The following is a 19,602-nucleotide window of genomic DNA, read 5'->3' on the forward strand; positions in this document are numbered from 1 at the left end:
ACGACACGGAAGAGGTAGTGAGTAGTCATGGTGGAGCGGCGTGAGGTTTTACCCATACCCGACCGGCAGCACCTCGGACTGATCACCTATGACGCGAAGGACCCAGATACCGCCTTCCCCCCGATCGAACCCCTGCTACCCCCGCAGAACGCCCCGAACGTTCTGGTGATCCTGCTGGACGACGTCGGTTTCGGGGCGGCCAGTGCCTTCGGCGGTCCGGTGCACACCCCGACCGCGGAGCGACTGCAACGCGACGGCCTCACCTACAACCGCTTCCACACCACCGCCCTCTGCGCACCGACCCGAGCCGCGCTGCTCAGCGGCCGCAACCACCACTCGGTGGGGATGGGCATGATCACCGAAACCGCGACCTCGGCGCCGGGCTCGTCCGGGCTGCGGCCGAACACCAAGGCCGCACTGCCGATGACCCTGAAACTCAACGGTTACTCGACCGCTCAGTTCGGAAAGTGCCACGAGGTGCCGCCGTGGCAGACCTCCCCGATCGGGCCTTTCGACGCGTGGCCGACCGGCGGCGGTGGCTTCGAGCACTTCTACGGGTTCATCGGCGGCGAGAACAACCAGTACTATCCGGCGCTGTACGAGGGCGTGGCGCCGATCGAGGTGGACAAGACACCCGAGGACGGCTACCACCTCACCGAGGATCTCGCCGACCACGCCATCGACTGGATTCGGAGCCAGAAGTCCCTAGCCCCGAACAAACCGTTCTTCGTGTACTTCGCACCCGGGGCCACGCACGCCCCGCATCACGTGCCCCCGGAGTGGGCGGACAAGTACGCCGGCCAGTTCGCCGGCGGATGGGACGCGCAACGCGAGTCGACTCTCGAGCAGCAGAAGCGGCGCGGCGTCGTCCCCGCCGACACCGAACTCACGGCGCGCCCGGAGGCTATTCCCGGGTGGGAGGAGATGGACGACGCACTCAAACCGGTGCTGGAACGCCAGATGGAGGTGTACGCGGGATTCCTCGAGCACACCGACTTTCACGTCGGCCGCGTGATCGACGCGATCGAAACGATCGGCGCCCTGGACAACACCCTCGTCTACTACATCATCGGCGACAACGGTGCCTCCGCCGAGGGAACCATCAACGGCGCATTCAACGAGATGGCGAACTTCAACGGTCTCGCCGCCATCGAGACCCCGGAGTTCATGGCCGAGGTGAAGGACAAACTCGGCACCCCGGAGGCCTACAACCATTACTCGGTGGGCTGGGCGTGGGCGATGTGTGCGCCGTTCCAATGGACCAAGCAGGTCGCCTCGCACTGGGGTGGCACCCGCAACGGCACCATCGTCCACTGGCCCGCCGGGATCCGCAGCAAGGGTGAAGTTCGGTCACAATTCACCCATGTCGTCGACGTGGCAGCGACGGTGCTCGAGGCGGCCGGACTGCCCGAGCCCACGTTCGTCAACGGGGTGCAGCAGGCCCCGCTCGAGGGCCCGAGCATGCTGTACAGCTTCGATCAGCCGGAGGCTCCGGAACGACACGACCTGCAGTACTTCGAGATGGCCGGTAACCGCGGCATCTACTACAAGGGCTGGAGCGCGGTCACCCGGCACAGCACCCCGTGGCTGCCGAACGAGGTGCTGCCCGCCCTCGATGACGACGTGTGGGAACTCTACGACGGGTCGACCGACTGGTCGCAGGCCCATGACCTCGTCGCCGAGATGCCCGATAAACTCGCTGCACTGCAACGGCTCTGGTTGATCGAGGCGGTGAAATTCAACGTTCTTCCCATCGACGACCGCCGCTTCGAACGGCTGAACCCGACCATCGCCGGCCGACCGCAACTCGTGACGGGAACCTCGCAGGTGTTGTTCCCGGGGATGAAGCGGCTCAGTGAACACAGCGTGATCGACATCAAGAACCGGTCGTTTTCGGTAACCGCGGCGATCGAGACGCCGAAGGACGGGCTCACCAACGGTGTCATCATCGCCCAGGGCGGTCGCTTCGGCGGCTGGGCTTTCCATGTCAGGGAGGGGCGAGTGAGATTCGTCTACAACCTGCTCGGCATGAGCGAATTCGTCGTCGGGGCAACCGAAGACCTCGACACCGGCAGTCACCAGGTCCGCGCCGAGTTCGCTTACGACGGAGGCGGTCTGGCGAAGGGCGGCACCGTCACCCTCTACATCGACGGCCGCAGCGTCGGCAGTGGACGGGTCGACCAGACGCAACCGATGGTCTTCTCGGCAGACGAGACCACCGATATAGGCAACGACTTCGGTATGCCGGTGAGCACCGACTACACCGGTGCCGCCAAGTTCAACGGGCGTATCGAGGTCGTGAAGATCGACGTCGGCGAAGACGACCACTCCCACCTCGTCGACCCCGCCGAAGTCGTCCGGGTCGCAACCTCCCGCCAGTAATCGGTCCGACATGACGTGGGCGCTACCCGCGATCGCTGCGATTCTGCTCGCCTACGCGGCGATCTCCGGTCGGACTGCGGGCACGCCGATCACGGCCCCGATCGTCTTCACCGTCGGCGGTTTGCTCCTCGGTGCAAGCACGGTGGGGCTGATCGACGTGCATCCCGCCGCCGAGACGGTGAAACTTCTCGCGGAGGTGACGCTCACGCTGGTGCTGTTCTCCGACGCCTCCCGGGTCGACCTGTCAGCCCTCCGTGCCGAAATCGCCCTTCCCGCCCGTCTGCTGGGCATCGGCCTGCCACTGACAATCGCGGCCGGTTTCGGTGCCGCCCTGCTCCTACTCGGTGATCTGGCGTGGCCCGAGGCGCTCCTGCTTGCGGTGATCCTCGCGCCGACCGACGCTGCTCTCGGCCAGGCCGTGGTCACCCTGCCGATCCTGCCGTCCCGAATACGGCAGGGTTTGAACGTCGAGAGCGGGCTCAACGACGGAATCTGCGTGCCGCTGTTCTTGATCGTGCTGGCGATCGCGCAGGCCGAGGCAGGGGCGATCGGCGGCGGCGCCGCGGCCCGGTTGGTCGCCGAGCAGATCGGTTACGGCATCGTCTCGGGAATCGGTGCCGGGGCGATAGCGGCGGCGATCCTGGTAGTAGCCGGCCGCCACCGCACGATCGATCCGTTGTGGGCGCAGACCGTTCCCTTGACGGCGGCCCTACTCGCCTACACCGTCGCCGTGCCGTTGGGTGGTTCCGGTTTCATCGCTGCGTTCGTCGGCGGACTCACCTTCGGCGCCATCCGCCACCGAGGCGAGGTCAACCACAGCGATGGCGAGAGCAGTGACGGTGCCGACCTTCTCGACGAGGCCGGTGACCTGTTCAACGCGATCACCTTCATCGTCTTCGGCGCCGTGCTGCTCGGACCGGCTCTCGGCCACCTGTCGTGGGCCGTGCTCGGCTACGCAGTCGTGAGCCTGACTGCCGTCCGGATGGTTCCCGTCACCCTGTCTCTGATCGGGACACGTCCGCGCGCCCCCACCGTCGCCTTCCTCGGATGGTTCGGGCCGCGCGGACTCGCGACCATCGTCTTCGTCATCCTCATCTTCGAAGAATCCGGCGAGCTGCCCCACGAGGAATTACTGCTGACCACCGCCGTCATCACCATCGGACTTTCGGTGCTCGCCCACGGACTCACCGCCGCGCCGCTGGCCGATCGCTATGCCAAGTGGTTCCGTCACCACCCCCGAGGCGAGGGCGTCATGGCACCAGATCCCGGTCGATGACATGGCCGCACCGACTGATCACCCACCGCCGAGACCGACCACGGCGATCATCAGGGGCAGGAAGACGATGATCAGGATCGCGCCGACGATGTCGAAGGTGATTCCGCTTCGGATCATCGTGGTGATCCGGACGGCTCCGGAGCCGTAGACCACGGCGTTCTGCGGCGTCGAGACCGGCAGCATGAATCCGAACGATGCGGCGAACGTGGCCGCGAGCGCAGGCACGAAGGGGTTGACCCCGGCGGCCAACGCCACCGGGATCACAATCGGCACCACGACCGCCGCCGACGCCGTGTTGCTCGTCGTCTCCGATACGGCGATGGCCAGCAGCACCGCGAACACGGTGATGGCGACGACGCTCGTCAGGCCCAGCGAATCCGCGACGGATGTGCCGATCGTCTCGGCGAGTCCGGTGTCGGCGAGCAGTGAGCCGAAGATGATGCCGCTACCGAACAGCACGATCGTGCCCCAGTCGATTTCTGCTGCGTCCCGCCAGGTCAGCGTGAATTCGCGATTCTCCCAATCTGTCGGCAGCAGATAAAGCAACGCCGCGCCGAAGACCGCGACCATGCCCTCGTCGAGTCGGTCGCTGATCGTGCCGTAGAGGTCCGAGTCGTTGCCGGCGATCACCGCGACGATACCGGGCAGGATCCACAGCGTCACTGTGACTCCGAACGCGATGAGCGTGTTCTTCTCGGCACGCGACAACGGACCCATTTCTGCGCGCTGCTCAGCCAGGTAGTCGGCGACGCCTTCGATGCGCCGAATCTCCGGTTTGTTGATGCGCAGCAGGATGATGGCGAGCGCGATGAACATCAGCAGGCAGATCGGGAGGGCCATCACCATCCACTGCCCGAAGCTGATCCGCTCCCCGGTGGCCTCCTCGATGAGCCCGCGTCCGATCAGGTTGGGTGGGCTTCCGACCGGTGTCAACAGGCCGCCCACGCTGGCGCTGTATGCGAGCATCAGCATGATCGCGGCACCCACCCGAACCCGCAGCGGGTCGAAGTTCTCGGCGACGACGCCGCGGCGCTGCATGAGCTTCGCGATGACGCCGAGGATGCCCAGGGCGGTGGGCAGCAGCATGGCCACGGTCGCGGTGTTGGATACGAACGCCGAGAGTCCGCACGTGATCGCACCGAACGCGACGATCACACCGGTGGTGGACTGGCCGACACGCGGCAGGGTCAGGATCCGAAACGCGAACCGCCGTGCGACGCCGTGCTCGAGCATCGCCTGGGCAAGGATGAACGCTCCGATGAACGTGAAGATCGTCGACGACCCGAACGCGGCGAGCACCTCGTCGGCCGGCGCCACTCCCAGAAACACCACGATCGCCACCCCGAGCAGCCCGCCGATCGGGATCGGCACCGCCTCGGTCACCCACAACACGATGACGCCGAGCAGCACGCCTGCCAACGTCTGCTGGTCGGGCGGTATGTCGATCGGCAGGGCGAGGAAGACGATCGTGATCAGTGGCGCCAGAAAGAGCCCGATCGTGCGGCGGCCCTTCTCGAATCGCTCCTCGGCGGGTGAGAGCTGCTGTTCGCCGAGGCTGCGATAAGTGGTGTGCCCGAGCAACGCCTTGTCGACGTCGGTGCGGTCGCCCTGGTTCTCGGTTGTCATGGTCCCTCCCCGGCGCAGATCGGTACGGGAGTAGTACCCATGAATGAGCGTGATAGTCGTGTCACGACCTGTTCTCTCGGCACGACCGAGACTTGCGACCAGTGTCGGACCCGACCCGTCCTGGGCCGACGAGTCCGGTCAACTGGCGGAGCCACCCGTGCACGAAGCGCGCCGGCACCTTCGAGTCCGCGTCGGGGTCGTCTAAATGCCATGCGCGACAGCACTATCGAACTTGGCGATATTGCTCAGCCCAGCGCCTTAGCTTTGAGAGTGTCGTACTCGGCCTGGTTGATGGTGCCTGCGTCGAGGAGTGCTTTCGCGTCGGCGATCTGGTCGGCGGCCGACTTGCCTGCCACCTCCCTGATGTAACGGTCAGTTGCCTGCCTCGCCGAGTTGTGCGCCTCGAGTTGCCTTTCCGCGATCCCACGACCGCGGGCGATGAGATACACGAACGCAGTGATGTACGGCAGCACGATCAGAAAAATGATCCAGAGTGTTTTGGTGAACCCGGACATAGCGCGATCGCGGAACAGGTCACCGAGGATCTGGAAAAGGATCATCAGGTAGGCGACGAACGCGAACACGACCAGCGTGTACCACAGCAGGTCCCAGAATGAATCCATCATGAGGTAGCTCCTTCGCACTTGTGGACTGCGGTGGTGTGCAGCCCGAAATGTGCACCGCTTACCTGGTCAGCATCGTCCTTCGAGCCCCCGATTGTGCGCAGTTCCGCATAACGGGTAGCGCGACACATGCCGCCATTGGGTTGCTCCTGCGACTGCACCGTGGTGTGCTTCTGCTCGTGGAAGGGAGACGATGAGATGGCCGTGACTTTCGTCTTGTTGCCCGGCGCCGGATCCGACTCGTGGTACTGGCACCGAGTCGTGCCCATTCTGACAGGCAACGGGCACTCCGCCATCACCGTCGACCTGCCCTACAGCGACGAGAGCGCAGGCCAATACGAGTTCGCCGACGTCGTCGTCAAGGCGTTGCACGACGTCGAGGGTCCCGTCGTGCTGGTCGCGCAGTCGATGTCGGCGTTCACCGCGGCGATCGTGTGTGAACGAACCGACGTCGACGTCGATCTGCTGGTTTTGGTGGCTCCGATGCTTCCGGCGCCGGGGGAGTCGGCGGGCGAGTGGTGGGCGAACACCGGGCAGTCCGCGGCGCAGCGTGCGCTCGCGGTCAGCGAGGGACGTGACCCGGCCGCCACCAACGATCTGCGGGAACTGTTCTTCCACGATGTGCCGGAGGAGCTTATCGAGGAAGCGTTCCAGGCCGAAGAGGTCGCCATGTCGGACACTCCGTTCGAGACGGTATGGCGGGCGGAGGAGTGGCCGCACGTGAAGACCCGTGTGATCGCGGGCAGTCGAGACCGCCTCTTCCCTGTCGATTTCATGAAACGGATCGTCCGGGAGCGTCTGGGCATTGCACCCGACGTGATCGATGCGGGACACCTGATCGCCTTGGCCCGACCCCGGGAACTGGCCGCGGCGCTCGAGGGCTACGTCGAGGGACTCTGATCGTCACGGTGACCGTCGCCGAGCGCCGACCCCTGAACCGCGGTTAGTCTGCCGAGAACGGCGCAATCCGTTCCCGAGGTCCGAGCACATGGAGGTGCGAGACACGATGTCGTTGTCGGTATCAGGCGAGTTCGAGATCGAAGCAACCCCCGAACAGGTCATGCGTGCCCTTGTCGATGTGGAGCGGATCCCCGAGTGGTCGGCGGTGCACAAAAAAGTCATCGTGGAGTCGCGGTTCGAGGACGGGCGACCGCGGACCGTGCGGATGACGCTCTCGGTGCTCGGTGTCTCGGACACTCAGTTGGCCGAGCACAAGTGGATCGACGACGAGCAGATGTCCTGGGTCCTCGTCGAGAGCGACAAACAGCGGAGTCAGGAAGGCGAGTACCGCCTCACGCCCACGTCGCGCGGCACCTCTGTGCGGGTCACGATGTCGGTCGACCCCAAGATCCGGTTGCCTCAGGCGGTGCTGCGGCAGGGGCAGAAGCAGGCGATCCGGACCATCCGCAAGGGTCTGACGAAGTTCGTCGTCGACAACTACGTGTGACCAGTCGAGCGTGAGCGAGGGGACAGATGGCGGTCGAGGACAATCCCACACGACTGGGGCGGTTGTCGGCACGACTTGCCGGGATTCGTGACGGCACCGACGACGACACGTTGTCGGCCGGCTTCCTGCTCGTGGCCACTGGTCTGGCGTTGGTGTGGGCGAACATCGGGACCACGTACGAGTCGTTCTGGCACACGCCGATCACCATTCAGGTCGGCGAATACGGAATCAGCCTCGACCTGAAGCACTGGGTCAACGACGCTTTGATGACGCTGTTCTTCTTCGTTGTCGGCCTCGAGGTGAAGCGGGAACTCACTATCGGTGAGCTCACCGACAGAGCGCGTGCCGCAGTGCCTCTAGTCGCCGCCGTCGCCGGTTTGGCCTTGCCGGCTGCGCTGTTCCTCGCCCTCAACCCGAGTGGCGACGAGGCCGCCGCATGGGGCGTGGTGGTGTCGACGGACACCGCGTTCGTGCTGGGTGCGCTGGCGCTCGTCGGACCGAAGTGCCCTGCGCGACTCCGCGTGTTCATCCTCACCCTCGCGGTCGCCGACGACATCGGCGCACTCGCCATCATCGCCTTCTTCTACACCGACAATCTGCGGCTCGGTCCGCTCGTGCTCGGTGCGGTGGGACTACTGCTGATCATGCAGTTGCGTCGACTGGAGGTGTGGCGTGGAGTCGCCTACTTCATCGTCGCGGCCGGCACGTGGGTGGCCTTCTACGAATCCGGTGTCCATCCCACGCTCGTGGGCGTGTTGATCGCCCTGATCCTTCCCGTGTATCCGCCCAGGCGCCGCGAGGTGGAGCGGGCGGGCGAACTCACTCGAGCGTTCCGGCAATCACCGAACTCCGAGTACGCCCGGGCAGCCCAGCTCGGTGTCCTCCGGGCTGTGTCCGTCAACGAGCGGCTCCTGCGGTTCTATCAGCCGTACACCGCCTTCCTCGTGGTGCCGATTTTCGCGCTCGCCAATGCCGGCGTGGTCGTCACCGGGCAGACCCTCGCCGACGCTGTGAGGTCGCCGCTGGCCTGGGGCATCGTGCTCGGCCTCGTGGTCGGCAAGTTCGTCGGCATCACCGCCTCCACCGCACTGTTCTCGAAAATGCGTCCGGGTAGCCTGCCACCCGGACTCAACTTGTCCCAGATCAGCGGCGGCAGCGCGTTGGCGGGCATCGGTTTCACGATCTCATTGTTCATCGTCGATCTCGCCATCGAATCGCCTGTCCTGGCGAACGACGCCCGCGTCGGCGTCCTGACGGCAGCGGTGATTGCCACCGTCCTCGGCTGGGCGCTGTTCCGGTTCTCGGACTGGCGCACTCCGCCGACCGAGGCGATCGGAACCACCCTTCTGCGGGCGGTACAGCCAGGGCGCGATCACCTACGGGGACCGGTAGACGCACCGCTCACCTTGGTGGAGTACGGCGACTTCGAGTGCCCGTTCTGCACCAAGGCCACCGGCAGCATCCGCGACGTGCGCACGCATTTCGGTGATGGACTGCGCTACGTGTTCCGGCATCTGCCTCTCGACGAGGTGCACCCGCATGCGCGTTTCGCTGCCCACGCCGCGGAGGCGGCCGACCGGCAGGGCCGGTTCTGGGAGATGCACGATCACCTGTTCGCCAACAGTGATGCCCTCGATGAGGACGAAATCTACGGGTACGCGGCGGAACTCGGCTTGGACATGAACCGGTTCGAGGAGGAACTGCGCACCGGCGAGTACCTGCACCGCGTCGACGACGACGAACTCGACGCCCAGACCAGTGACTTCCGGCAGACACCGACGTTCTATCTCGGAGCCACGGGCACCGATCTCACCCGGCACACCGGACCGTTCGACGCGGCCACGTTGATTCGCCGCCTCGAAGAGGCACGGGACGCGCAAGGCGACTGATCTCAGTTTCCCCCGCGCCCGTTTTCCTTGTCCTTCTCCTTGTCCTTGTTATTTCCGTTCCCGCCGTTGTTTCCGTTCCCATTGCCGCTGTTGCCGTTCGGGTTCGGCAGTTCGGGATTCTGCGCCGGTGGGACAGGAACGGGAACGCCGACCGACACTGGCGGTGCGACCGGAAGTTCTCCGGTGCCGGTGGGCGTCGGCAGGGGTGTAGGAGCCTGACTCGACGTTTCCGGTGCCACAGCGGGGCTTCCGCCACCGTCGTTGTTCTGCGAGGCGATCGCCAGGGCGCCCACGATCACTGCTACCACGACAGCGGCGATAGCTGCCAGGATCAGCCCCGTCTTCCGTGGCCGACGGGGATCGGCCGGGGGGAGTGGGGCCGCAGACAGAGTGGTAGGCGCGAACGCCATGGTTCGAGGTGGCGCGCCCATCGGAGTGGGTGCCGTTACCCGCCCCGCATTGCCCAGAATTGCGTTGCGCATGGCCGCGGCGTCGCTGAACCGGTGCGCAGGATCGTGCGCCATCGCCTTCTCGACGGTATGCATTAACCCGGGGTCGAGGTCCGGTCGCACCTCGGACAGCGGGGGAGCGCCGCCTGCCAGGATCGCGCGGGCCAACGACAGAATGTTCTCGCCGACGAACGGGCGGTGTCCGGCGAGAGCTTCGTAGCCGACAACACCCACCGCGTAGAGGTCGTCGGCGACCGTTGCCGGTTTCTCCGCGATGCGATCCGGGCTCAAATACGCGACGGTTCCCAGCACCTGACCCGTTGTGGTGTGGCCACTGTCTGCGCTCTTGGCAATGCCGAAGTCGGCGACCTTCACGACACCCGTGCTACTGAACAGCACGTTGGCCGGTTTGATGTCGCGGTGCAAGATCCCACAGTCGTGGGCAGCGCCGACGGCGGCGAGTATGTCGGCGAGAATTGCGCGTGCTCGGGCCTCCGGAAGTGGGCCTCGAGCGATGTCGTCGGCGAGGGTGCGTCCGGGTAACCGTTCCATCACGATGTACGCAACGCCGGCGTCCTCGCCGCAGTCGTGAACGGCTACCACGTTCGGATGGTTCAACGTGGCCGCCATCCGAGCTTCCACCTCGAACCGTCGCCGGATGTCGGGAATGGACGCATACTCGGGACGCAGCACCTTGACGGCGACCGGCCGTCCGAGCCGCAGGTCCCAGCCGTCGTGGACGTCGGCCATCCCCCCTCGGCCCAGCACTGTGCGCAGCTCGTACCGGGCTGCGAGGGTCTGGGGCGCTGACATAGCTTTCACGCTAGCGCCAGCGGTCCCCGCGCGGCCAATGGAGCCGTTGGCGGAGCGCAGTTCCTCTGTCACATGGTGATGCAGGTCAGGTCCGGGCGCAGGGCCGCGGCGCAGGGTCACCGACCGTCGTGCTCGTCTCCGGTGCCATCGCGGCGGCAGACACCTGGAGTGCGGTGTCCGACCCTTCCGGCGCTCTAGTGCCGAGCGGGCCTGCGGTATACCCGCAGGTGGCCGCCTTCGCCCAGGTCTGTGCGTACGACCGCCCCGGCTCCGCCCGGATAGATGACACGTTCACACCATCCACCCCGATACCACAGCCGACCACACCGCGCAACGCTGTCGCCGACCTGCACGCACTCCTGACCGCGGCCGATGTGCCAGGGCCGTATGTGTTGGCGCGATGGTCCATGGGTGGGCCGATCGCCCGTGTCTACGCGGGTACCCATTCTTCCGACGTGTCGGGCCTGGTCCTCGTCGACGGCACGTCGGAGTACCTCCAGGCCGAGTTGACTCCTACCGAGTTCGGGACATTCCTCCAGATGAGCGCGAAGGACGAGCAGGCGGTAGTGGCCCAATGGTCAGACGTGGAACGATTCGACCTCGCGGCCGCCTTCGCCGAACTTCGAGCTGCCCCGCCGGTGCCGGACATTCCGGTAATCGTCCTCAGCGCAGACGAGTTCGACGCAAACGCCATCCGTGCCCGCCTGCCCGCCGATGCGCCACCGGACTATCCCGAAGTGTTCTGGCGGGCGCAACTGGCGTCGCAGAATGCGCTCGCCGGCCTCTTTCCCCGAGTCGAACACGTCGGACACCAACAGCGAGCACAACATTCACAACCAATCACTGGCCTGATAGTTGGCGCCATCCGCGACCTCGTCGCAGAGGCCGAGGAGACTTAGTCGTATGTCTACCTCGGTCCGGGTCGGTGCCTAGGCAGGACTAGGGAAAGCTCCTGTGTTCTCTGCTCCGCCGTTCGGGGAGTCTGAAGTGACGACGGGCAACGTCGGTGGGCAAGGGCGGATCGGCTCGCCGCATGTCGCCGGCACCGACTGCACCGTGGACACAGCAGAAGGGACTCTCGTGCCGACCGAGACTTCGACAGCTCCCGGACGAGGCCATTCGTCGCTGAGCGCCGCCACGCGTGAGGAGATCGCCACCCTCGTTCCGGGTGACTGGCAGCTGCGTGCCGCGTGCCGTGGCGCCGATCCGGCGGTGTTCTATTCGCCCGACGGCGAACGCGGTTCGGCTCGCGTCCGGCGCGAAGCGAGAGCTCGGCAGATCTGCAGGCCCTGCCCTGTGCTCGCGCCGTGCCGCGATCACGCTCTGGCGGCGGGTGAAACGTACGGCGTTTGGGGTGGCTTGACCGAGGCGGACCGTAGGAAGCCGGCTCACCGACTTCGCCGCGGCGAGCCGACCACTCGGCTCGATCCCTTCGCCTCCGGTCGCAGCCATTCGAGCAACGTCGACTCGCCCTGACAGTTACGGTGAGAACACACTGTGCCGAGGTCAGGAGTCGTCGTGCCCAAGTTGGAGATCAAGCGGACGTCCGAGCTCACTCGGAAGGAGGTGTCCGACAGACTCATCGCGCTCGGTGAGGCCCTCGCCAGTGGCTCCGAGGTGGAACTGGGATCGGGTGGCGACTCGATCACCATCGACGTGGCCGACCAGGTTCGCTGGGAGCTGGAGATCGAGGTCGAAGGTGACCAGATCGAGTTGGAGATCGAAATCAGTTGGCGCGATGGCCCGTCCGGAAACCAGGAGGTCGAGGAGGCTTCAGCCGAATCGGAGACCGAGGTCCCGGCCAAGCCCGCCCGTCGGGGACGACCGCGCAAGGCTGCGGCCAAGTAGATCCGTCCACTCACGCCGGTGATATCGGCTGGAATAGCCTGATTTCGTCATCACCCGGCCGGACGACTCCCGCTGAGGATTCGGGCACCTCGTTCCACGCGCCCTCGAGATCGCGAAGCGGCTCGGACACCACGAAGCGGGTTTCGCCACGCAGTTCGTGCAGGACCTCGACTTCGGGGTGCAGCGCCCGCAACTTCGAGATGTCGGTGGAGAAGAACAGCGACCTCGACTGCCGCTCGCTGGAGTAACGGAAGGCCCACAGGGATTCGCCGTCGGTGATCGCGACGGTCATCTGTACCGGATCCTGCACGCCGTACGTGCGACCGACATCCTCGACAAAGCCGACCGCACGGGCTACCGCACCGAAGGGATCGTCGACGAGTCCGAACGTGAGGGCCAGGAAGAACAGGGCCTCCGAGTCGGTCGAACCCTCGATGTCCGAAAACAGCAGCGGGTCGACGGCCATCAGCTAGGTCGCGTCGGATCTCGTGAAAGCCACGAAGTGCGCCGTTGTGCATCCACAGCCATTTCCCGTGCCGGAACGGGTGGCAGTTGCTGCGCTGCACCGCCGTCCCGGTGGACGCCCGCACGTGCGCGAGCAGCATCGGTGTTCGCACCTGACCGGCAATTTCCCGGAGGTTCCGGTCGTTCCAGGCTCTCAACAGTTGGTGCAATCTATGATACTTGCTCACCCTTTCTGATTCTCTCCCTCCGTGCGAGTCGGCGAGGCCGCTGTGTATCGGAACATGCCAGTGGTGGGAGTCCGTAAAGCAGCGCGGGGAGGCCGGATAACGCTTCCGGCGTACGGGTTCTGGTCAGCGAGTATGTGATCGCGGATCTCGATGCGTATCTCGGTCGACCTGCCTTGACAAGGTTCCGGTCGATCGGGTGGAAGCGTGGTACCGCCGGGTGTTCGGTTCGACTGGGCGGAAGTCCTCGCTCGCCGATCAGGAGAAGATGTTGCGCGAGAGCGCCACCGGGGTCGTGTACCGGGTGTAGAAGGATCGCGGTTCGGGTGTGCGGGCAACGCGGGCCGGGTTGGACCGGATGCTCGACGATGCCGCCGAGGGTCACTTCACAGTGGTGCCGGTGGTGTGATGGGGATCGGTTGACCCGGTTCGGGGTGGCGTGGCGTGGGCGTGGCGTGGCGTGGCGTGGATCGAGCGTTACTTGTCGGTGGTCGGGGTTACGGTCGAGGTCATGCGGGAGTCGGGCGACACGTCGCTAGTGGAGGAGTTGAGGGATGACTTCATGGGGTTGCTGGCGTCGTTTTCGGGCCGGTTCTACCGGTTGCGGTCGAAGCAGAATCAAACGCCGTCTTCTCGGGCGATGCGGCAGCACGGCTGCAGGAGGGGTAACCGATGAACACAGTGCACACGCAGAAGCAGCAACGAAAAGAACTGATCCACGGCGATCGGGTGTATCGGCTACTCGACGTCGGGAAGCTGCGGTTGCCGGACGACGAGATGCTTACCGTCGACGACGTCGTGTTCGACGGGTCGAAAGACCTCGTCAAGGGTGCTGCAGCGGATCTGTGTGCGGGGGAACTGTCGGAGTTGCGGGTGGTCGGAGTGAACCCCCACGATGACCGTACTTGGTGGGTGCACGCTGGATTGTGCGACGGAACGGGGGGTTCCTGCTGTTCGAAGAATGAGGCACCGCGCGGATCGCTGACTCTCGTACTCGGTGAGGCGGCATGACCGTTGCCGAGGCCGGATTCACTGTGCCGCGTCAGTTCTCGTACACGACCCGCCCGTACGCGGCGGTCGACGACGCTACCGGCGCCCTCGATCGGGCTCGACGAGATCGATGTTCGTGTCCGGTGGATGCTGAACCTGATTTCGTGTGCCGAGTCTGAGTTGGTGTCACGGTTGTGGCAACCGGCCACCTTCGATGCCATCGCCGCCGGACGTGACAGTTCGGGCCGGAAGCTCCCGATGCAGGGGCATGTCGCTGCGGCGCGTCTGGGGTGGAACCCGACCTATCCCCCCGGGGTGTACGTGCCCTCGCGGGTGACCCGGGTGGTCACCTCCCAGGTTGTCGGCACGCTTCGTACCTTGGCGTACCGGGACCACGCCATCGGGTCGCTGTCGGCCAGGTTCGACCCGGCTACCGGCCGACTGGCACCGCCGACTGCTGCCGGCGAGTGTGTGCCGTCCGGTTTCGCGCGCGGCGTGGTACGGCAACTCGCAGCGCGCGCCCGCCGGGCCGGAAGTGCGAGCCATGAACGCGTGCGGATCACCGATGTGCAGACACCGCCGCGAACGTCGGTGATGGCCAGGCTTTCCGCCGCCGATCGACAACTCTCGCAGATCACCGTCGCAGACGGTGTCATGACGTTGACGGTGAAACTGCCCACCACAGCCGCCCCGACAGGTCGGGCGCACTGGCGCAGGGTCCGGTTGATCGCCGCGATCCCACCGCACCTGCAGGGGCGGGCGATCACACACTGGCATCTGCCGACCCTGGTCCTCGACCGCCGAGGTTTGCTGCTGCGCTGCGCTGCCACCGAGCACGTGCCCACCGCTGATCTGAACGCGGCAACAACCGCCGTGGGAGTGGATTGGTCACCGGCCACACTCGGAGCGGCCGCGATCGTCACCGAAAGCCCGGACGGATTGGTCTCGGACTACCGGGGCTTCACCTACGACGACCGGGGTCTGGGGATCAGGCTGGCCCGCCTGCAAGCGGAAGGCCAACACCTGCACCGCAAAGCCGCACGCCTGACGCGGCTCGCCGCGACCGCACCACCCGAGGTGCGCACCGAACTGGAACAGAAGATCGCGGTCCTCGACGCCCACCGCACCGCGATCGGTGTCAAACGGGGCAAGATCAACCGCGAACTGGCATTCCACTTCGGCCGGGAAGTGACCGACTACGCCGCCGCGGCGGGCGCGAAGGTGATCGGGGTGGAAGACCTCAGCACCCTCGAAACACGGGGGCATGGTCGGGTGAACAACAATCGGGCCGCGCAGTCCGCCCGCCGCAAAGCCGTCGACGCTCTCGCGCACACAGCCGCAGGGGTCGGTGTGACGGTGGTGTCCGTCCCGGCACGCGGCACGTCGGCGCTGTGCCCGGGCTGCAACGACAAACTCTCCCGCCCGGGCGGCTACCACCGGGCGTGGTGCGCACGGTGCAAGGTCGGCGGCAATCGTGATCACGTAGCAGGGGTGAACCTCGCCAAACGTGCACTCCTGGGGCGCAGCACAGCAATCCGCAAACGCGGACAGAACCCACAGATCCGGATCGCCGAGCATGCGCCGGTCCGGCAGTGCCGCGACAAGACCAGCCCCACCCCGAGCCGCCCGCGGCATCGCCGGGTCCGCCGCAGTGTTCCCACCGCGACACCACAGGGGGGTGAATCAGATAAGAATCGTTCCTGCACCTCGAGCGTCGGTGTGGGACACGGTCAAACCTGCACCAGCATCGCATGTTGTTACGGGTAGCCGTGAAGTACGTACTTCTCCAACCTCTGCCACATCAGTGGCAGTAAGTATGAGAGTTACGTAGACGCTCTGATCGATGAGCGAATGTACCGGGCGGAACAACAAATCCTCGGCGACCACCGGCTCGCCCGAGTAAGCCATCCATCTACACATTTCTCAATTCAAGCAGGATTCTGGCGGTCATTGACCGTCTCCGGAAGGTGGGATCGGACCCGCATGTTCACCCTGTTCGGATGATTTGCCGTGCGCGGCCAGGTGAAAGGCTGAGCCGACGGCACCCTGGTGGCCCTGCAGTGTCGACTGTGTGTCGGGGAAGGAAGGTGCGATGTCGACATCCGCAACTAGGGGATCAGTGGCGCATCCGAGCCGTGCCGAACGTGCGCAACGGGGAGTGGACGCCCGCCGAACCACACCACTGGCCGCATTGGCGGAGCACGTTGTCGCCGATCGGGGCGATCCGGTGAGTCTTCTCGAGAAGCAGGCGGCGGGCCGGGTACCCGACCTCGTCCCGCTCCGGTACGGACGTATGGCGGCCACGGCGTTCACCTTCTACCGGGGTGCAGCGGCAATCATGGCAGACGACCTCTCCCGCGCCCCCACCACGGGCCTGCGCACCCAGCTCTGTGGAGACGCGCACCTGAGTAACTTCGGGATATTCGCTACCCCGGAGCGCCGGCTGGCGTTCGATGTCAACGACTTTGACGAGACACATCCCGGTCCGTTCGACTGGGACGTAAAACGCTTGGTCGCCAGCCTGGCGGTCGCGGCGGACGAGAACGGATTCAGCGCAAAGAAACGTCGGAAGATCACCCGAGCGTGCGCCGCCGAGTACCGCGAAACCATGACGCGGCAGGCGCAACTGGGGAATCTGGCGGTCTGGTACTCCCACATCGAGGCCGCGGCGGGTATCACCGAGCTCCGAGATGAACTCGACTCCGCGGAGAAGAAGCGCGCCCGCAGCGTGTTGAAGAAGGCCCGCCGCCGCGACAGCGTCCAGGCTCTGTCGAAGCTGACCACCGTCGTTGATGGCACGAGGCGCATCATCAGCACCCCGCCACTGGTAGTCCCGATCGAAGAACTGTATGCGGGCGAAGACCTCGAGTCGTTGTACCGCGACACCCAGCGGCGACTCGACGCGTACGCTCAAACGCTCCAGAAGGATCGGCGACTTCTCTACGACCAGTTCCACATGGTGCAGATCGCCCGCAAGGTGGTGGGGGTCGGCAGCGTGGGTACCCGCACCTGGATCATCCTGATGCTCGGGGCAGACGATGCTGATCCCCTGTTCCTCCAGGTCAAAGAGGCGAAACGGTCGGTGCTGTCGGATTATGTCGAGTGTCCGTCTTTCGCCACCGAGGGCGAACGAGTCGTCTACGGTCAACGACTGATGCAGCAAGCCAGCGACATCTTCCTGGGATGGGAACGCGGCGCGGATCTCGAGGGCGTCGAGCACGACTTCTACGTACGCCAGCTCCGCGACGGCAAGGGGTCGGCGCTGATCGAATCCCAGACGCCCACCGTCATGACGTTGTACGGGCGGATGTGTGCGCGGGCTCTCGCCTATGCGCATGCCCGTGGGGGTGACCGGATCGCGGTAGCGGCCTATCTCGGAGACGGTGACGAATTCGACCACGTCATGGCCGAATTCGCCGACACTTACGCCGAACAGAACGTCCGTGACCACAGTGCACTGCTCGACGCGATCGATAGTCGCCGCGTCGCCGCCACCACCGACACGTGAAAGCCGCTCGCTGAGAGAGGGTTCGACATGCACAAGGGCCAGACGTCATGAGCACGGAGAGCAGTCCCGCGGTGGCGGCGGGCTCCGGTCTGGTCCTGACAGTGCTCGCGTCCAGTCAGTTCCTGATGACACTGGACAGTTCGGTGATGAACGTGTCGATGGCCACGGTGGCAGCGGACCTCGACACCACGATCACTGGTATTCAGACGGCCATCACCCTCTACACGCTCGTCATGGCGACGCTGATGATCACCGGCGGCAAGGTGGGCACCATCATGGGGCGTCGCCGGGCGTTCGCGCTCGGCCTGATCATCTACGGTGTCGGCTCCCTCGTGACGGCGTTGTCACCCAACCTGGCGGTGTTGCTGATCGGCTGGTCCCTTCTCGAGGGCATCGGGGCGGCACTGATCATGCCCGCGATCGTCGCCCTCGTCGCTGCAAACTTTCCGGCTGAACGGCGCGCTGCCGCTTACGGTCTGGTGGCCGCGGCCGGTGCGATGGCAGTCGCCGCGGGACCTTTGATCGGTGGTGCGGTGACCACCTTCGCCTCCTGGCGGTACGTCTTCGTCGGTGAAGTGGTGATCGTTGTCGTCATCCTTCTCGTGCTGCGCCGGATCAACGACGTGCCGCCCGTGAAGGTGCGACTCGACCTCGTGGGGTCGGCACTGTCGGTGGCGAGCCTGGGCATGCTCGTGTTCGGTGTGCTGCGCTCGAGTGAGTGGGGGTGGATCGAGGCCAAACCTGGGGGAGCACAGCTTCTCGGACTGTCACCGGTGGTGTGGCTGCTCTTGGGTGGACTGCTGGTGCTCTACGCCTTCCTGCGGTGGGAAACCCATCTCGCCCACACCGGTGGTGAACCGCTGATCGATCCCCGACTGCTGCGCAATCGCCAACTTACCGGTGGGCTCAGCATGTTCTTCGCCCAGTTCACGGTGCAGGCGGGGGTGTTCTTCACCGTCCCTCTGTTTCTGTCGGTGGTGCTCGAACTCAACGCACTGCAGACCGGACTCCGCCTGATCCCACTGTCCATTGCACTCCTGCTGGCCGCCGCCGGAATCCCCAAGTTCTGGCCGCAGGCGAACCCGCGCCGCGTTGTCCGTTTCGGTCTGACGTCGATGATCGTCGGAATCTTGTTTCTCGTGGCGGGGATGGACCCCGGCGCCAACGCCGGTGTGGTGGCCGTGCCGATGTTGCTGATGGGCCTCGGACTGGGCGCCTTGGCTTCCCAGCTCGGAGCCGTCACCGTCTCCGCCGTCCCGGACTCCCAGAGCGCCGAGGTCGGGGGACTGCAGAACACGGCAACCAACCTCGGCGCATCGTTGGGTACGGCGTTGATCGGATCGGTGCTCATCGCGACCCTGAGCACTTCGATCGTGGCCGGTATTCAGGCCAATCCCGACGTGCCCGCGTCGGTGCAACAGCAGGCCACCACCGAACTGGCCGGCGGTGTCCCGTTCCTGTCCGACACGCAGCTGGGCGCGGCCTTGACGGACGCTTCGGTGCCGGACTCCACCGCTCAGGATGTGCTCGAGCTCAATTCCGACGCGCGTCTCGAGGCGCTGCGGGTCGCGTACGCAGTCACCGCGCTCCTCGCCATCGCGGCGCTGTTCTTCACAGGCCGTGTTCCTCGGATTCCCGTGGGTGCACCCGATCGTGGGGACACCGGGCCGGATCCCGACGGACTCGGATAGCTCACCCGGCGCGTCACCGCCGCCGCAGATCGGGCCACGGCGGACGGCGCAGAACGGCCAACGTGGCGATCACCGCCGACGCCAAACCGATGAACTCGCCCAATAGCGCGATCCGCGTGGAATCGACGGCCGGCTGCCACGACACCCTGCCGCCGTGGATGACGAACACGCCGACCGGTGACGCAGCGAGATCACCGCCCCGCCTGGTATCTCGTACGTTCAGGCTGCCGGAGCGAAACCCGCGGTGAACCCGCGCGACGGTGATGACCGTGGAACCGTCCGCCGTCTCGTAGGGCTCACCGAAGACGCGCGGCGCCCCGGCATCGTCCTGCCGAAGGTCCACGACTTTCCGAACTTCCATTTCGCTCTCC

The 19,602-nt window shown here is 65.6% G+C and carries 15 protein-coding genes and 3 pseudogenes; 12 read left to right on the forward strand and 6 right to left on the reverse strand.

All coding sequences use genetic code 11. The features are described from left to right. Positions 1-27 precede the first annotated feature (27 nt). On the forward strand, positions 28-2,382 hold the full coding sequence (locus tag CBI38_RS09360) for an arylsulfatase (RefSeq protein ID WP_109328321.1): 2,355 nt from the start codon (positions 28-30) through the stop codon (positions 2,380-2,382). A 10-nt stretch (positions 2,383-2,392) separates the two neighbouring features. Next, positions 2,393-3,658: a cation:proton antiporter gene (locus tag CBI38_RS09365; protein WP_109328323.1), complete on the forward strand. Its 1,266-nt coding sequence runs from the start codon at positions 2,393-2,395 to the stop codon at positions 3,656-3,658. 18 nt (positions 3,659-3,676) lie between these two features. Here the strand turns inward: CBI38_RS09365 and CBI38_RS09370 are convergent, their stop codons facing one another. Continuing rightward, positions 3,677-5,284 carry an SLC13 family permease gene (locus tag CBI38_RS09370; RefSeq protein ID WP_109328325.1) on the reverse strand — a complete coding sequence of 536 codons (1,608 nt, stop codon included), beginning with the start codon at positions 5,282-5,284 and terminating at the stop codon, positions 3,677-3,679. A gap of 245 nt (positions 5,285-5,529) precedes the next feature. Further along, the gene (locus tag CBI38_RS09375; RefSeq protein ID WP_109328327.1) at positions 5,530-5,910 is read right to left on the reverse strand and encodes an SHOCT domain-containing protein; all 381 of its coding nucleotides are present in this window, start codon (positions 5,908-5,910) and stop codon (positions 5,530-5,532) included. 195 nt (positions 5,911-6,105) lie between these two features. Here CBI38_RS09375 and CBI38_RS09380 point away from each other — a divergent pair, with 195 nt between their 5' ends. The 3 genes from CBI38_RS09380 to nhaA all read left to right on the forward strand — a co-directional run bounded on the left by CBI38_RS09380 (position 6,106) and on the right by nhaA (position 9,243). Then, positions 6,106-6,807: an alpha/beta fold hydrolase gene (locus CBI38_RS09380; RefSeq protein ID WP_109328329.1), complete on the forward strand. Its 702-nt coding sequence runs from the start codon at positions 6,106-6,108 to the stop codon at positions 6,805-6,807. A gap of 106 nt (positions 6,808-6,913) precedes the next feature. Beyond that, positions 6,914-7,354, forward strand: a complete 441-nt coding sequence (locus CBI38_RS09385; RefSeq protein WP_109334961.1) for an SRPBCC family protein — start codon at positions 6,914-6,916, stop codon at positions 7,352-7,354. Positions 7,355-7,380: 26 nt separating this feature from the next. Beyond that, entirely contained in the window at positions 7,381-9,243 is a 1,863-nt protein-coding gene (gene nhaA, locus CBI38_RS09390; RefSeq protein WP_109328331.1) for a Na+/H+ antiporter NhaA, read from the forward strand. 2 nt (positions 9,244-9,245) lie between these two features. Here nhaA and CBI38_RS09395 read toward each other — a convergent pair whose 3' ends face one another. Next, positions 9,246-10,505 (reverse strand): protein kinase domain-containing protein, encoded by a 1,260-nt coding sequence (locus tag CBI38_RS09395; protein WP_109328333.1) that lies wholly within the window; start codon positions 10,503-10,505, stop codon positions 9,246-9,248. A 128-nt stretch (positions 10,506-10,633) separates the two neighbouring features. Between CBI38_RS09395 and CBI38_RS09400 the strand changes: the two genes are divergently transcribed. From CBI38_RS09400 to CBI38_RS09410, 3 genes and pseudogenes are all read left to right on the forward strand, one after another. Continuing rightward, positions 10,634-11,404: an alpha/beta fold hydrolase gene (locus CBI38_RS09400; RefSeq protein WP_109328335.1), complete on the forward strand. Its 771-nt coding sequence runs from the start codon at positions 10,634-10,636 to the stop codon at positions 11,402-11,404. Positions 11,405-11,630: 226 nt separating this feature from the next. Further along, a pseudogene (locus CBI38_RS09405) lies at positions 11,631-11,912 on the forward strand (WhiB family transcriptional regulator); the annotation flags it as partial. 111 nt (positions 11,913-12,023) lie between these two features. Next, positions 12,024-12,353 (forward strand): amphi-Trp domain-containing protein, encoded by a 330-nt coding sequence (locus CBI38_RS09410; protein ID WP_109328336.1) that lies wholly within the window; start codon positions 12,024-12,026, stop codon positions 12,351-12,353. Between the two features lie 10 nt (positions 12,354-12,363). Here CBI38_RS09410 and CBI38_RS09415 read toward each other — a convergent pair. Next, a pseudogene (locus CBI38_RS09415) lies at positions 12,364-13,009 on the reverse strand (class II glutamine amidotransferase); the annotation flags it as partial. Positions 13,010-13,714: 705 nt separating this feature from the next. Between CBI38_RS09415 and CBI38_RS09430 the strand changes: the two are divergent. Both CBI38_RS09430 and CBI38_RS09435 read left to right on the forward strand, forming a co-directional pair. Next, a complete protein-coding gene (locus CBI38_RS09430; RefSeq protein ID WP_109328338.1) occupies positions 13,715-14,053 on the forward strand; it encodes a hypothetical protein in 339 nt (112 codons plus the stop codon). Positions 14,054-14,215: 162 nt separating this feature from the next. Further along, complete coding sequence (locus tag CBI38_RS09435; protein ID WP_230990123.1) at positions 14,216-15,799, forward strand: zinc ribbon domain-containing protein; 1,584 nt, start codon at positions 14,216-14,218, stop codon at positions 15,797-15,799. 33 nt (positions 15,800-15,832) lie between these two features. On the opposite strand, the pseudogene CBI38_RS38930 reads toward CBI38_RS09435, so the two are convergent. Then, positions 15,833-15,952: pseudogene (locus tag CBI38_RS38930) on the reverse strand (class II glutamine amidotransferase); the annotation flags it as partial. A 172-nt stretch (positions 15,953-16,124) separates the two neighbouring features. Between CBI38_RS38930 and CBI38_RS09445 the strand changes: the two are divergent. Together CBI38_RS09445 and CBI38_RS09450 are read left to right on the forward strand one after the other, a co-directional pair. After that, positions 16,125-17,540: a DUF2252 domain-containing protein gene (locus tag CBI38_RS09445; RefSeq protein WP_109328340.1), complete on the forward strand. Its 1,416-nt coding sequence runs from the start codon at positions 16,125-16,127 to the stop codon at positions 17,538-17,540. A gap of 47 nt (positions 17,541-17,587) precedes the next feature. After that, entirely contained in the window at positions 17,588-19,231 is a 1,644-nt protein-coding gene (locus CBI38_RS09450) for an MFS transporter (protein WP_109328342.1), read from the forward strand. Between the two features lie 13 nt (positions 19,232-19,244). Here the strand turns inward: CBI38_RS09450 and CBI38_RS09455 are convergent, their stop codons facing one another. Then, positions 19,245-19,592, reverse strand: coding sequence for a hypothetical protein (locus CBI38_RS09455; RefSeq protein ID WP_109328344.1), 348 nt, complete (start codon positions 19,590-19,592; stop codon positions 19,245-19,247). Between the last annotated feature and the right edge of the window lie 10 nt (positions 19,593-19,602).

The organism is Rhodococcus oxybenzonivorans, from assembly GCF_003130705.1.
GTDB lineage: Bacteria > Actinomycetota > Actinomycetes > Mycobacteriales > Mycobacteriaceae > Rhodococcus_F > Rhodococcus_F oxybenzonivorans.